The 13921-nt window shown below is 57.5% G+C and carries 11 protein-coding genes; 4 read left to right on the top strand and 7 right to left on the bottom strand.

Annotation, left to right across the window (positions count from 1 at the left end; genetic code table 11):
• The first annotated feature begins 1 nt into the window (after window position 1).
• Window positions 2-1225 (top strand): isocitrate/isopropylmalate family dehydrogenase, encoded by a 1224-nt coding sequence (locus CLAC_RS00400; RefSeq protein ID WP_053411237.1) that lies wholly within the window; start codon window positions 2-4, stop codon window positions 1223-1225.
• 136 nt (window positions 1226-1361) lie between these two features.
• Here the strand turns inward: CLAC_RS00400 and CLAC_RS00395 are convergent, their stop codons facing one another.
• Both CLAC_RS00395 and CLAC_RS00390 read right to left on the bottom strand, forming a co-directional pair.
• Window positions 1362-2258: a VOC family protein gene (locus CLAC_RS00395; RefSeq protein ID WP_053411236.1), complete on the bottom strand. Its 897-nt coding sequence runs from the start codon at window positions 2256-2258 to the stop codon at window positions 1362-1364.
• Window positions 2259-2261: 3 nt separating this feature from the next.
• Window positions 2262-2573, bottom strand: a complete 312-nt coding sequence (locus CLAC_RS00390; protein WP_053411235.1) for an RNA-binding S4 domain-containing protein — start codon at window positions 2571-2573, stop codon at window positions 2262-2264.
• Between the two features lie 468 nt (window positions 2574-3041).
• Here CLAC_RS00390 and CLAC_RS00385 point away from each other — a divergent pair, with 468 nt between their 5' ends.
• From CLAC_RS00385 to CLAC_RS12880, 3 genes are all read left to right on the top strand, one after another.
• Window positions 3042-3569, top strand: a complete 528-nt coding sequence (locus CLAC_RS00385) for an HPP family protein (RefSeq protein WP_245621906.1) — start codon at window positions 3042-3044, stop codon at window positions 3567-3569.
• Window positions 3570-3836: 267 nt separating this feature from the next.
• Complete coding sequence (locus CLAC_RS12885; RefSeq protein WP_245621905.1) at window positions 3837-4091, top strand: hypothetical protein; 255 nt, start codon at window positions 3837-3839, stop codon at window positions 4089-4091.
• Window positions 4084-4350 carry a transposase gene (locus CLAC_RS12880; RefSeq protein ID WP_342669459.1) on the top strand — a complete coding sequence of 89 codons (267 nt, stop codon included), beginning with the start codon at window positions 4084-4086 and terminating at the stop codon, window positions 4348-4350. The genes CLAC_RS12885 and CLAC_RS12880 overlap by 8 nt, the downstream gene beginning before the upstream one ends.
• A gap of 329 nt (window positions 4351-4679) precedes the next feature.
• Here the strand turns inward: CLAC_RS12880 and CLAC_RS00380 are convergent, their stop codons facing one another.
• From CLAC_RS00380 to CLAC_RS00360, 5 genes are all read right to left on the bottom strand, one after another.
• Complete coding sequence (locus CLAC_RS00380; protein ID WP_053411233.1) at window positions 4680-5447, bottom strand: DUF6414 family protein; 768 nt, start codon at window positions 5445-5447, stop codon at window positions 4680-4682.
• A gap of 3 nt (window positions 5448-5450) precedes the next feature.
• Window positions 5451-8639, bottom strand: a complete 3189-nt coding sequence (locus CLAC_RS00375; RefSeq protein WP_053411232.1) for a type I restriction endonuclease subunit R — start codon at window positions 8637-8639, stop codon at window positions 5451-5453.
• Between the two features lie 16 nt (window positions 8640-8655).
• Entirely contained in the window at window positions 8656-9858 is a 1203-nt protein-coding gene (locus tag CLAC_RS12165) for a restriction endonuclease subunit S (RefSeq protein WP_082312929.1), read from the bottom strand.
• On the bottom strand, window positions 9855-11465 hold the full coding sequence (locus CLAC_RS00365) for a class I SAM-dependent DNA methyltransferase (protein ID WP_053411230.1): 1611 nt from the start codon (window positions 11463-11465) through the stop codon (window positions 9855-9857). The genes CLAC_RS12165 and CLAC_RS00365 overlap by 4 nt, the downstream gene beginning before the upstream one ends.
• Window positions 11466-11545: 80 nt before the next feature.
• Complete coding sequence (locus tag CLAC_RS00360) at window positions 11546-13516, bottom strand: hypothetical protein (RefSeq protein WP_053411229.1); 1971 nt, start codon at window positions 13514-13516, stop codon at window positions 11546-11548.
• Between the last annotated feature and the right edge of the window lie 405 nt (window positions 13517-13921).

The raw sequence follows: 13921 nt of genomic DNA, 5'->3' as shown, positions 1-13921 counted from the left end.
CATGGAGCCCCAGCAGAACCCCACAGCGTCGCCATCGACAGCGCCAGCCGGGCGCCAGCACCGGCGCATCGCGCTGATGCCCGGCGACGGCATCGGCCCGGAAATCACCGCCGCCAGCCGTGGCCTCATCGCGGAGACATTCCCCAACTGGGAATTCGTCGAGGCCGATATCGGCTGGTCACAGTGGTGCTCCCACGGAGCCCCGGTCCCGGAGGCCACCTGGCGTGCCCTCGAAACCTGCGATGCCGGCCTGCTCGCGGCAATCACGTCGAAACCCGCCCGCGAGGCCGAGGCCGAACTCGCCGACCACCTGCGCGGCACCGGCCTGACCTATCGCTCCCCCATCCTGCAGCTGCGCCAGCGCAAGGACCTCTTCGCCAATGTCCGCCCTGTCACCTCACCCACCTCTGCCGCGGACTTCACAATCGTCCGCGAAAACACCGAGGGCCTCTACAGCCACGACTACCTCCTCCCGCCTACCGACGCCCCCGCCGACACCCCTCACCGCCACCTGTGGGCGGACATCGAGGGGGATTCGACGGTCGCTCGCACCGTCGGCAAGCGAGGGGAAGTCGCGGTCTCCCTCCGCGTGACGACGACCTTTGGTTGGCAACGCCTTGCCCGCGCGGCGGCGGAGTTGGCGGTTACGCGGTACGCGGCGAACCCCGACCGCGACACGGTGCTGACTGTGACGGTGGCGGACAAGCCGAACGTTCTGCGCGAGTCGGCGCGGGTGATTCGCGGTGCGGTGGAGGCTGTGGCGGAGGAATTTCCGCAGGTGAAGTTCGAATTTTCCAATGCGGATGTCGCGGCGATGCACATGGTGACTTCCCCGGGGCGCTTCGATGTCATCATTGCGGAGAACTTGATCGGCGACATTCTCAGTGACATCGGCGCCGGGTTGATTGGCGGGTTGGGGCTCGCGGCAGGAGCCAATGTGGGCGACGAGTTCGCGGTGTTCGAGCCCGTGCACGGCTCAGCGCCGGATATTGCCGGGCTCGGCATTGCGAACCCGGCGGCGTACCTGCTCTCGGCGGCGCTATGCGCGGAGCACCTAGGGCACCCGGCGGAGGTCGCTTCGGCGCGGCGGCTCCGGGCGGCTGTATATGCGGCGACGGCTAAGAAGCCAACGCCCGACCTGGGCGGAGATGCCACGACCGCCCAGTTCATCGAGGCCGTGCGGGCGGAGCTGGACGCGGTACAGGCTGGGCTGGGTAGGAGCTGACGCTCTGAGGGGTGCGTCCGGCAAGGTTTTGGCCCGCCCGGAAAGTTTTTGCCAGCTTTTTGTAGGAAGTAACGCGAAAATCTTGCGTACTTCCTACAAAAAGCTGGCAAAAATTACCGAAGGTGCCGTCGCTGCCCTACTGGAACTGGGAAAGGTCGATGCCCTCCAGCGGATCAGACTCACGGACGTCTTCCTCCGGCGGCAGCGGTACCTCGCACAGCACCACTGCCGCGCCGCACGGATCCTGGATCGTGGCGAGCGGGCCGAACTCGGTGGCCTGCGGCGCGACCAGAACCTCGCCGCCGAGCTCCTGCGCCTTGGAAACGGCCGTGTCGATGTTCTCCACGCCGAGGTACGCCAGCCAACCGACGAAGCTCTTGTCCGCAGCGTCGGTCTGAGCAGCAACGGCGCTGGCCACGAGGCCCGCGAAGGGTGCACCGTCCTCCATAGCGACGGCGAAGGTGCCCTGCTCCGTCTTGTTACGCACCGCAATCTCCCAACCGAAGAAATCACGGTAGAAATCACAGACCTTTTCGAAGTTATCCTCCGGGCCTGCGACCAGCTCGAACCACACCGGGGTGCCGGGCTCGCCCGCGGCAATGAAGGCCTGCTCGCCCGGTTGCTCCAGGAGACCAATCAGGCCGCCGGCGGGGTCAGCGACGACGGCCATCGTGGAACCGTCGACAAGCGGAGTGGGCTCTTGGTAGATGGTTGCACCCAGTTCACGGGCCTTTCCCACGGCCCCGGCGGCGGAGTCGACGTGGAAGTTCACACGCCACTGGTTGGTGAAGGTGCTCTCGGCATCTGCAGAATCGGAGGCATCGGAGGACTCGAGCAGAACTGACACGGGCATGCCCGAGAGCATCGCCACGCGACGGCCCTGCGAGGCCTCGCGCGCATCCTCATGAACCGGGGCAGTGTTGCGGTAGGCCCAGCCTAGGACGCCGCGGTAGAAACGCTCGGTCTTGCGGGGCGCGGCAGAAACCAGGTCAACGCGCAGGGGCATGCCAAATTCGGCGGGAAATGCGGGCATGAGTTACAGGTTCCTCCACTTTTCCGGATCAAAGTCATCGTCTGCGGTGGCCTCATCGAAGAAGTCGTCCTCCTCGACCGTGCCAGGAGCGGCAACGCGCGCCGACATCGCGGCGGTGCCGGGCACGCTTACGGTAACGACATCGCCCGGGTGCAAGTGACGGCCGCGGCGGGTGTCCGCCTCGCCGTTGACGCTGACCAGGCCATCCGCAATCAGCTCCTTGGCGAGGCCGCCGGTGTCCACGAGATTTGCCAGCTTGAGGAATTGCCCAAGACGGATGGACTCGTCCTGGATTGCGACATCGATAGGCTCCATGCCCTTTAGTGTGTCATACCGGGTGGAAATGGTCGGGGTTGCGGTGGGCGTTTGCGGTCGGGGTTTCAAGGAGCGTCGGGGTTGGGGGGGTGAGTGGTAGCGCCTCCCGGTCGCCTCCCAGGCGCCGCCTGTCGCCCCGTCACCCCTGTGGCCTCATAGGCCTCACCCCTAACACACCGACTCGCCAGAAGCTCTCCTGAACGGCCGTATTCTCAAATTTGTGACACCGAAATTTCCAAAACTCCTGGTGGTCAAATCTGCTACCTCGAAAAAGTGTCACAAATTTGAGAATAAAGGCGTTTTACTGCCGATCTCTAGCCCTTGAATGCACTCTCACTGAGGTTGCCCCTTCGGCAGCACCCACCAACAGCCGAACAACCCGAAACAGTCCCACCCAAGGAAACCTCTACGCCCATAAATATTCTAAAACTTTGAATAGACCAGTCAGTCCGCCTTAATATGCTTGCCATGTCACAATCACGGTCTACGAAGCGACCCCTTATCGCCAGCGGAGCACCTCCCCGCCCACCGCTGCGCCATATTGTCGCCGCTTCAGTCGCCGTGAGTTTACCGCTGATGACTCTCGCCCTGCTCTCCAGAACCGTCTCCGACCTGCTGTTCCTTCCGCCTATAGGTGCCGCCATGGCGCTTATCGTCGGCGCCCCGAATCTGCCTTTGGCGCAACCACGCAATGTAGTCATTGGCCACCTCATCGGCTGCTTGACCGGAGTCGCCATCCTGCATCTCCTCGGCTCGACCATCATCGCAGCGGCGACCGCTGCCGGTGTCGCCTTCGCTCTCATGCTTCTTGCACGCGCGGCTCACTCCCCGGCCACCGCCACCGCGATGGTCACGGTACTCATGCCACACGGCCCCGGAATCGCCAACGACTTCCGCTTCATCGGCTTCGTCTTCGCATCCTCAATCATGATTGTCGTGCTGGGCATCCTCGCCAACCAACTCCGCGGCCTCCAATACCCCGAGTATTGGTGGTAAAACGCCCTGACTCTCACTTTGTGTGGTCTTTTTCCGCTTTCCGACGCCCACGAACTGGGCTTTTACAGATCACGAACCATACAAAGCGAGAATGAATGCCTGGAGGGAAACATCAGACTATTGGTCGCCATACTTTAGCGAATGGCGTCCCTGGCAGGGGTCTACCCCCAGCCCAGGATTTAGCGAAGCAGCGTCCTCACCCAGATCTACCCCAGCCTGGAACGAGTCTTTGCTGGCAGCACCCTAACCCGTACCCTAATCCTGGACATGCTGATCCACTACAAGGGACCCCAGGGATTAAAGCGGGCCGGATACCAACGAGTGCTCAACTGGATGATCAAACACACACGCAAAAACCCCACCCCGCTGGTAGACGAGATTTGTGCAGCACTGAAAGCGCAAACAGTTATTGTGCCTGGAAGCGATGCCGCCGAACTCGTCATTCCCCAGTTAGCTGCAAACATCAAGGCGTTAAAACAGCAGCGCGGCACCATTGCTGAAGCACGTCGAGGGGATGTTTGATGATTTTCCCTCTTTGCGAGGTCTTGGATCGACTATGCCTGGAGTCGGCCATCTTGACCGCAACAGATCCTCCTTGCGATCGGTGACGGCTTACGACTTCCATAGCGCCGGCCACCTAGCCGCTTACGCGGGCATCGCACCAGTGACACGACGATCAGGGTCATCAATCAGAGGCGAACTCCCCGCGCGATCAGGCAATAAGCGGCTGAAAAACAAGGAGTTCTTCCGCAAGATCCCACCACACCCAGTCGCTGCTTAACGTCTAAAAAGACAAAACCGATCAGCACATCGCTGGCCGGGTTCCAGGCGTGCCTTAAAGCCACCCCCGCGACCGTACCCATCGACATCGCGCAAACACTTGACAAAAACATAAGGACACCCCCTTCCCTGGTAGAACCCCTACCAGGGAAGTTCAGGTTTTGATTTTCGAAGCCCGTCTCTAGAAGTAGTCGACCGCCATTGGTGCCACGAATTCCATCCACTATCAATCAATGCCACGTTCAATGAATTCAAGCCGAAGTTAGCTGTAATGTATCTGAGGCTTGCCCGCGATGGATGTCCGTCCAACTGAAGGTTTCGAGCACAAAATCAGCGATAAATCGCCAGCACCCTGAGCACTGCCGCGGGACCTTCGATTTCAGACTCCTCATTCAGTGGCTGTTCGTACGATTGTTCTTTTTCCATACGGCGTCTCGCTTTACGGTTCAACAAGTTCATCCCTGGGACATTGAGCAACGGATAGCGTTGACCCACCGGAAATTTTTTCTCAACCTTCCCAAGAACAAAGGCTTCACACTCAATGTCATTCAAATCTAGTTTCAAAAACTTTGGATCGAGTTTGAAGAGATAAGTCTGCAGCCCCTCGTCTACCTCCCCCATACAAACTATGGATTTTCCTGAGAGGTTACTTATCATCCTGATTTGGTCAATCGTCTCTTGATTAACTGAATTGTCATGCCCTGGAAACATCCTGAGCATTTCTCCTATATCGGCTATCTCATCAGGCTGCGCGATGACTTTTCCAAGCATCGGAATGGATATCTCGCAATCGACCTCAATAAAGCTTCGTGGCACGACTTCACTGAAACCAAGCGGATGCTCCAAATCCACAATGGTCGCATCCAAGTGAGAGAAAAGGTGATTGAATTTAGATTCCGGAGTCATGGCACGCTGAAAGGAACTCTGACTAGTTGAGTCTGCATCAATGTTTCCCGTAACAGAACCTAAGCCGAGTTTTCCACCTTTAGATTTGGAATTCGAAGTCGTTACGTCCTCACTTTCGATTAACCCAGAATCAATCTGGCTTACAAACTGATCGACCAACGATTCGTCCAAATACAAAAACTCTCGAAGCATCCCTTACCCCTCATCCCTCACTGCATACCTTGGCGCAAACTTCTCCATCTGCTCATACACGCGCAGCGTCGCTTCCTTTTGGCGGTCCGGTGGGTACTTGTACTTGCGCAGCAGCAGCTTGATCGTCCGGCGCAGCTTAGCCTTGACGTCATCGCGCACGGTCCAGTCAATGCGAGTGTCACGTCGCATAGTTGCAACTAGCTGGCGTGCAATCTCCGCCAAAACATCGTCACCCAATACATCCACTGCGGACTCGTTCTGGGAAATCACGTCGAAGAATGTCAACTCATCGTTAGACAGGGCTGGCGTGAACTTCTCACCACGCTTGGATTCTTCAACAACTTCCTTCGACAGCTTCACCAACTCAGCGATCACCTCTGCGGCCGTCAACTGCTGGTTCGTGTAGCGCGTCATCACGTCACGGATGCGCTCAGAGAAGAGCCTGCTGCGCACCTCGTTGTTGCCGGTGGCATCGCGGATTCCTTGCTGCAGTTTGGTTCGCAGGGCCTCAATCGCCAACTCAATATTGGACTTGAGGTTCTTTTCGTCGACCCCCTGGGCCGCGATCTCTTGTAGGTTCGGCACATCCTGCCCAATCTCTGCGTAGATGTCGATCACCGACTTGCTCTCCGCAGAGTCAACAACAAGCTGTCCCAGCACGCGCCGCGCGGTATCCGAGATAGGTTCGCCACGGCTCGCGCGATCCGAAGCATCCATCTTGATTAGCCATTGACGGACCTCGAGGTAGAAGCGCACATCATCGCGAATATCCGCCGCTCCATCGGCGGTCACGGCAATCGCCCAGGCGCGTGCCAACGCACCAGCTAACTGTCGGAAGCGTTTCGCCAATGGGCGTACCATTGGGTCTTCTGGGTCTACGTTTCCTTCGGTCCGCGGCGAACGCAGGTATCCCACCGCAGTTGCAATCGCACCGTGCACGTCGCCAGCAGCGAGCTTCTCTCTCCAGTCTGCCTGCACCAATGCATCAATCTGCGTCAAAAATCCCTTGGCAATTTCGAGCGTCTCATCGGCATGCTGGCCGATGACCTTCTTGCCTTGCTTCTCCGCATCGACAGTGAATTCGGCAAGTGCTGCACGAAGGTTATCGGTAAGCGGCGCATAAGCGATGAGCAGGCCATCTTCTTTACCGCGGAAGGTGCGGTTGACGCGCGCGAGGGTCTGCATCAGCAGCGCACCACGCAGCGGACGGTCAATGAACAGAGTGTGCAGCGGAGGCGCATCGAAGCCGGTGAGCATCATGTCCTTGACGATGATGATTTCCAGCTCATCATTCGGATTCTTCATCCGCTCTTTGACAGCCTTAATTGCGCTTGGCCGGCGCATGTGCTTCTTAATCTCCGGAGGATCGGAGGGGTTCGCGGAGTAGACGACCTTGATCTTGCCCTTGTCGTCAGCATCGTTGTGCCAATCCGGTCGGCGCTCGATGATTTTCTCGTAGATTCGTGCCGCAATGCTGCGCGTTGATGTCACCACCATTGCTTTTCCTGGGCATCCGATGAAGTCTTGCATCACTTCGCGGCGGTCGTCCCAGCGCATCAGCAGATCGTCGACCAGGGTGTCCAGGCGATCGTCCGTGCCGTACATCGCTTCCAATGCCGCCGTGGTGCGCTGAATCCGGACGCGCTCGGATTCGCTGAGACCTTCCATGGCTTCTTCCGCGGTGGCATCGATGTACTCGTCGGTAATTCCCTTAACTCGCGCCAGCGGAATGAGGCGAGGCTCGAAGTAGACGGGTACGGTGGCGCCATCGTCGACGGCACGCTGCAGATCGTAGGTATCAATCTCGTCACCGAAGACCTTGCGGGTGTCGCGGTCCCCTTCCGCAATCGGCGTACCGGTGAAGGCAATCATTGTTGCGTGCGGCAGTGCCGAGCGCAGGTGCGCGGCGTAACCGTCGGCGTTGATATCACCGAAACCGTAGTGAGATCGGTGCGCCTCATCCGCAATCACGATGATGTTGCGTCGCTCGGATAGAACAGGATGCGACTTGTGCGCATCGCGCTCTTCCTTGGTAAGCCCGAACTTCTGCAGCGTGGTGAAGAAGATGCCTCCCGATGTCCGCGTCGCCAACGCCGCACGAAGCTCCTCCCGAGACTCCACCTGCTGTGGTTTCTCGGGCAACAGCGTACTGGACAGGAAGGTGCTGTAGAGCTGACCATCGAGCTCGGTGCGGTCGTTGATGACCACAATCGTCGGGCTCTCTAGTTCGGAGCGGCGCATCACTGCGGCGGTGTAGATCTCCATTTCCATGGATTTGCCGGAGCCCTGCGTGTGCCACACAACGCCCGCGCGGCCGTCCGTGCGCACGGCTTCGATGGTCTTGCCGACGGCTTTGGTCACCGCGAAGTACTGGTGCGGCTTCGCAATGCGCATAACCAAGCCAGTCGATGCGTCATCAAAAGCGGTGAAGTCGCGCTGCAATTGGGTGAAGCGCACAGGGTTGAATACGCCCCAGATGAGGTTTTCCAGGGCAAGCGGCTGCTGACCATTCTCATCCGGCTCGTCCATCTTGATCGGCACACCATCGTCGTCGACATTCCACGGTGCCATGTGGTTATACGGGGTAAAGGGGGTGCCGTATTTTGCGTCGAGTCCGTCGCTAGCCACCACAACGTTGGCGAAGCGGAAGGCCATCGGGAACTCAGCAACATAGGTCTGCAGCTGATTGAATGCCTCCTCCGCCGTGGATTTGCCGGCGGGCTTTTTCAGCTCGAAGAACGCTACCGGCAGACCGTTGAGGTAGCACACGACGTCGAAACGCCGCTCGTATTCGACATTCCGGATTGTGACTTGGTTGACCGCCTTGAAGTCGTTCTTTTTCCAGTCCGCGGAGAGGAAGTAGATTGTTGGGTTCTTTGGCTGTCCGTCGAGGTCATTGTACTGGATTCCCGAGTAGCCATTGACCAAAATCTCGTGGATGCGCAGGTTTTCGGCGATGGGATCCTGCGACTTCGGGGTCAGCAGTTCACCAATCGCTTGCTGCAGGAATTCCTCCGGCACACCCGGATTCAGCGCGCGAACGCTCTCATTGAGAGTTCCGCGGAGGACAATATCCTTCCAGCTTTCCCGCTCCCGAGAGCCCGGCGCGACAGACGCACCGGCCAGCGGCTGCCAGTCGTTCTCGCCGAGCTTGTCCAGGGTTAGCTGCTCCAGCATGTCTTCGCTATACATCGCCGTCTCCTTCCTCTTACTTCCCGACGACTCCTTCAACCGCTTCGTTTGCCTCGGCGACGGAGATCTTGCCATTCATGAGTAGCGGCAATAGCTCATCGCGGGTGCGGGCGAGGACTTGGTTTTCTTGGGTGAGAGCGTTGTTTGATTCGTCCAAAGTCCGGATTAGGTCTCCGACTTTCCTCTGAATCTCTATATCGGGCAGTGGCAATTCCAAACTTCCCAGCAGGTCACGCCGCAACTCAGTTTGTCCAGTGCTACCTTCGGCTAGATCCTCAATCATTGGTTCCCTAGACACCAACAACGCACCGGCGAAATCCGGATCCACCTTGTCAGCAGAGAATCGCACGATGGATACGTGAGAGTCAGCCGTGCAATGCTCAAGGGGATTAGTCCAACGTGCAGCGCGACCAAGGGTCCCCATTCCTGTCGAGTTCACCAAGACGTCCGAAATCTTCAAGATTTTGGACTCGTTCCTAGGAAAATTGGATAGTTGTCGAGCTCCTGTCAAAGAAACACTTTGATCCCGGATGCATTTTTGATTTACGACATAACATCCCTCTTCAGAATATTTCGGTGCAACGCCTCTTACAATCGAGGTGGTTACCTCCCGGAGCGGAACAAAAACGGAGCCCAGAGAAGCTTTCAGCACCTTGTTCTGAATCAGCTCATTTGCCAACTGCAGAACTCTCTGATTCGCTGCGATTTTGTCGTCCAAGGCACCGAGGACCTCGGCTATAGCATCCTGCTGAGATAGCGGAGGCAAAGGAATCTGCAAGGCACTCAACATTCCTTTGGTCAGAGCGGGACGCGACCCTCCAGAAGCCGCCAAAGTAAGCAAATATCGTTTAGTCGATTCCTGCACCAGAAAGTACTGTAACCAGCGACTATTCACTTGTTCAGGCTTCGGACGAATAATCGAGACATGCTGATTAACAACCGCTGGGCACTGTCTATCCCACATAACGACTCTGCCAGTCGAATCACCGGTAATATTCAGCAAAACATCTCCAGGAATAACGCAGTGACTTTTCATTGAAGCAGCATGCTCATCGGAGATATACGCAAGTCCTGACTCCGAAAATTCCAGGTCCAAAATATTCTGAGAACGAATCAGAGCCGTTCCCTCGCTGATGTAAACGGAGGCTCCTCCACGAGGTGTGACGCCTGAACCAATTTTAGAAGTTACTTTTCCAAGCTCTACTGTTTCCCAGCTCACTTCAACCTCCCCAGCTGCTCGCGCACTACCGCATCCAGGCGAGCGGACTCATCCAGCGCAGCGGTCAATTCCTTTGTCAAACGCGCGATCTTCTCGTCGATTGGTTCATCGTCCTCTTCCGCCTCCGGCATCCCCACGTAGCGGCCAGGGGTTAGCGCATAGCCCGCCTCGCGAATCTCCTCAATGGTGGCGGACTTACAGAAACCGGCAACGTCCTCGTACTCTCCCTCGGCCGACTCGCGGCCGCGCCACGTGCGGAAAGTATTGGCGATGCGCTGAATATCTTCGTCGGAGAAAGTCCGCTCCGTACGATCGACCATGTGGCCCAACTGGCGGGCGTCGATAAGCAAAACCTCACCACGGCGGTCAATACTGCCCTTCTGGCCTGCGGACTTGTCCTTATCGAAGAACCAGACACACACTGGAATACCCGTGCCGCGGAAGAGCTGCGCCGGCAGCGCCAGCACGCAGGAGACCACGTCATCTTCCACCATGTTCTTACGAATCTCGCCCTCGCCCGAACTCTGCGAGGTCATGGTGCCATTAGCCATCACCACGCCGGCGGAGCCATGAGCACTCAGCTTGGACACAATGTGCTGCATCCACGCATAGTTCGCATTACGCACCGGCGGCACACCGTACTTCCAGCGCGTATCCTCTTCGTTGCGCACCCAATCCTTGATGTTGAACGGAGGGTTCGCCAGCACATAGTCCATCTGTGTGCCCGCGTGGATATCGCGCGCGAAGGTATCGGCCCAACGCTGGCCTAGGCCCGCCGCGCTAATAGCATGAATGGCGAGGTTCATTTTGGCCATGCGCCAAGTGCGCTCGTTCAGCTCCTGGCCATAAATCGCAATGTTGCTGCGGTCGCGCTTCGTAGCCTCCAGGAACTTCTCCGCCTGCACGAACATGCCGCCCGAACCACAGCAAGGGTCATACACGCGCCCCTCCGCGGGCTCCAAGATTTCCACCAAGGTTCGCACCACGGACTGCGGAGTATAGAACTCTCCGCCCCTCTTGCCCTCAGCTTTCGCGAACTTATCCAGGAAATACTCGTAAACCTCGCCGAGAAGATCGCGAGCCTTCCTCTCCTTGGTGGAGCCGAAATAGGTCGAGCTGAAAAGGTCAACCAGCTCACCCAAACGGCGCTGGTCAATATTCTCCGCACCGTAAATCATCGGAAGCGTACCCGTCAGTGCCTCATTGTCCTGCATCACATGCTGCATTGCGGCATCAATGAGCTTGCCAATCGACTGAGCCTTGCCATCATCGCCCATTCGCCCCTTGGAGTTAGCCGTCAGAAATTCCCACCGAGCCTCAGGATCAACCCAGAAGACATTCTCACTGGTGTAGGAATCAATATCTTCCAGGTCTTCCTGGATTACGTCCTCATCGAAGCCCTGCTCCTCAAGCTCAATGCGGATCTCTTTTTGACGTTCATCAAAAGAGTCCGACACATACTTCAGGAACACCAGGCCCAGCACAACGTCCTTGTACTGCGAGGCATCCATGGAACCGCGCAGCTTATCCGCGGACTTCCAGAGCATGTCCTTAATCTCGCCCGTAGTGGAAGGGACCTTGACCGCTTCCTTCTTCCTTCTTGCCATTACTTCATTTCCTTAATTTTGAGATTTTGCTGTCTGATTGAGCCGTCTAGCTCAGTTGCTGAATCGTCCCCAAACCGCAACTACCCCGGTGCCGCCCGGATGCCGCCGCTGGCCAGCGACGTAGCGAAGTCACGTCGGAAAGCGGAAAGGCTCTCGAGCTGCTCAAGCAACTCTGCTTTTCGTGCATCCACCTCGCGCATCACTGCCTCGAAGACTTCCGCATCCCGCCGCCCGATAACTGGCACCTGCCACGACTTCTTGTCCTTGGTCTGCGCATGGCTCAGCTGCTCCGCCAACAAATGTGGTGACGCGACCTCGTCGAGAGGGGTCTTGCTCCGAGCCCTGGTCTTCATACAACGCAGAATCTGCGCGGGTGCCTCAACCAGCGAGCCACCTTTCGCATCGACAATCGCAACGGGTTTGTTGAGGAAAATCCACACCACGTCACCGGGCTCGGTCAGGGTCGAGCGCGGCAACTTCACGCTGATATCGACAATGTCCGCTTTCCGCGTGCCTAATGGGGAGATTCCGCTCAGCTCACTTCGGCCGATGATGGGGATGGTTCCATCCGAGTTTCTGGAATCCAGATCCTGCAGCTTCGACCCCTTGATGACCTTCACCAACGGTGCCGGCTGCTTGGTCGCCTCGGCCCAGCTAAGGAGCTTTCTGCGGTGAATCTCGTAGGGGTTGCCCGCTTGCTGGAGATTCGGCACCCGTGACAAGTCGACGCCCACCGCTTCGGCCTGGATTCGCAGCTCGGCAATTGTTGCGATTTCCTCCTCTGCAGTCACCCGTTCACGGATTGGACGCAGCGAATTTCGCAAGCGTAGGTTCTCATCGGTGAGCACCAGCGAGTTATAAAACGCATGCTGGCGAGGAGAAACCTCGTCATTGACTGCGGCCAAGACATCCATCACGAACTGGCGGGGATAACTACCGCTGAAATCGAAGGAGGCATAATCTGCCAAGATGACGAGATCAGAATCGAACTTCTCTGGATCTCGCGTACGCAGAATCCATAGCGCAAGCTGGCGCTGTCCAAGATTCTTCGCCCATCCGTGCGGAAGTAGCGCTGCGTACCGCAGGGAGGAATGCAGATTATTCTTCGAACCCCACAGGAAGTTCCTGCGCTCCAGGTTTACTGCCGCGTTGTTGGATTCAATGAGGAGCTCAGCTGGAGCAAGAACCACAACGCAGCCACGCGAATCGAGTCCGGATTGCACGTACCCAATCTGGTCGAAGAGCGCGTGGGCATCCTCCTGCTTGGCACTTGCCCACTGAAAGAATGCGACCGCCGACGGATCCCATTCATCAGTCGCTTCCACAACTTCGATTCCACGCGCCAGGCTCAGACAGAGCTCCGGGGTGAAATCGTCGTGCTCAAAGCCAAGGCTTAGTGCCGATTCTTGAGATTCTGCCGCACGCTGCGCCCACGCACTGCCACCTGGACCAAAAGCGAGAACTTCTCGTGTCTCCTTATCGCGGTGCAGTTCCTTGACGAGCTCCGAGCCAATGGTGGAAAGTAGCGCCTCCACGTTCTCGATGAGGCCTTCCGACGTTCGCAAACGACGACGCTGGGCAATCTCGGCAAGTACGTTGGTCGCCGAAAAAGCCGCTTCAGCCAGAGTATTTGCAGTGGTCACCGCCAGCTCTAGGTCGCCTTCCAAAACATCAGATGGCACCAGCGGCTCCGAGAACAGTTCATCGCGAACGGTCTCCGGAGTCACGTCCTCACCGCTACGGGCATGTGCAACAAGTGCCGCCCATACTTGAGGATCCTCGACAGCTTCGCTGAACAAGTCGCTGTAGAAAGGAGCATCCTCAACAGCATCGGAGTTGTTTCCGTGCTCAGTCTCAACCAGCCACTTCGCTACCTCGATGGCGTCGAAACGCATGGCCGCACCGCCAGCGCCTGCGTCTCTTCCAGCTTCTTCCAGAGGACTCGGGAATGGGGTCAAGGAGCCGACTGGGTAACGGCGACGCCACTGCGTCACGGCGGGGCGCTCAACGTCTGCCAAATTGGCAATACCCTGCATGGAAATCTCCAGCATAGGCATCTCGTTTCACCTCACTCTCGAACTCGAAACTATAGGTTTCATGCTGCCAGTGAACTTTGTTTTTGTGTTCGAGACCGAGAATAACCGAATCGCAGAACTATATTTTCTATAGTGCTGTTAAGGGCCCTTAACGCCCCCAATGTTTGAATACTTTTTGGACCACAAGTATAAGATCGCGATCTCACTTAAGTGATCAAGCACCTAACCGGGTGTAATAGCAAGGACACAGAAGTAGCCTTGACATGCAGTTTTCACGAAAATTGACTGCCGGGACATGACCCTAGTGACACACAATGATTTAAGTGTTAGCATTCAGTCAACGCCGCCTGTTACGACAGGTTGGAAGACACCCTCAGAACCCCAGCCGGACGACTGGATCTGGGGGTTGTCGCTTTTTAC

It is taken from the genome of Corynebacterium lactis RW2-5 (genome assembly GCF_001274895.1).
Lineage (GTDB): Bacteria > Actinomycetota > Actinomycetes > Mycobacteriales > Mycobacteriaceae > Corynebacterium > Corynebacterium lactis.
The sequence above is the reverse complement of the archived record's forward strand: the minus strand, read 5'-3'. Positions and strand labels throughout refer to the sequence as shown.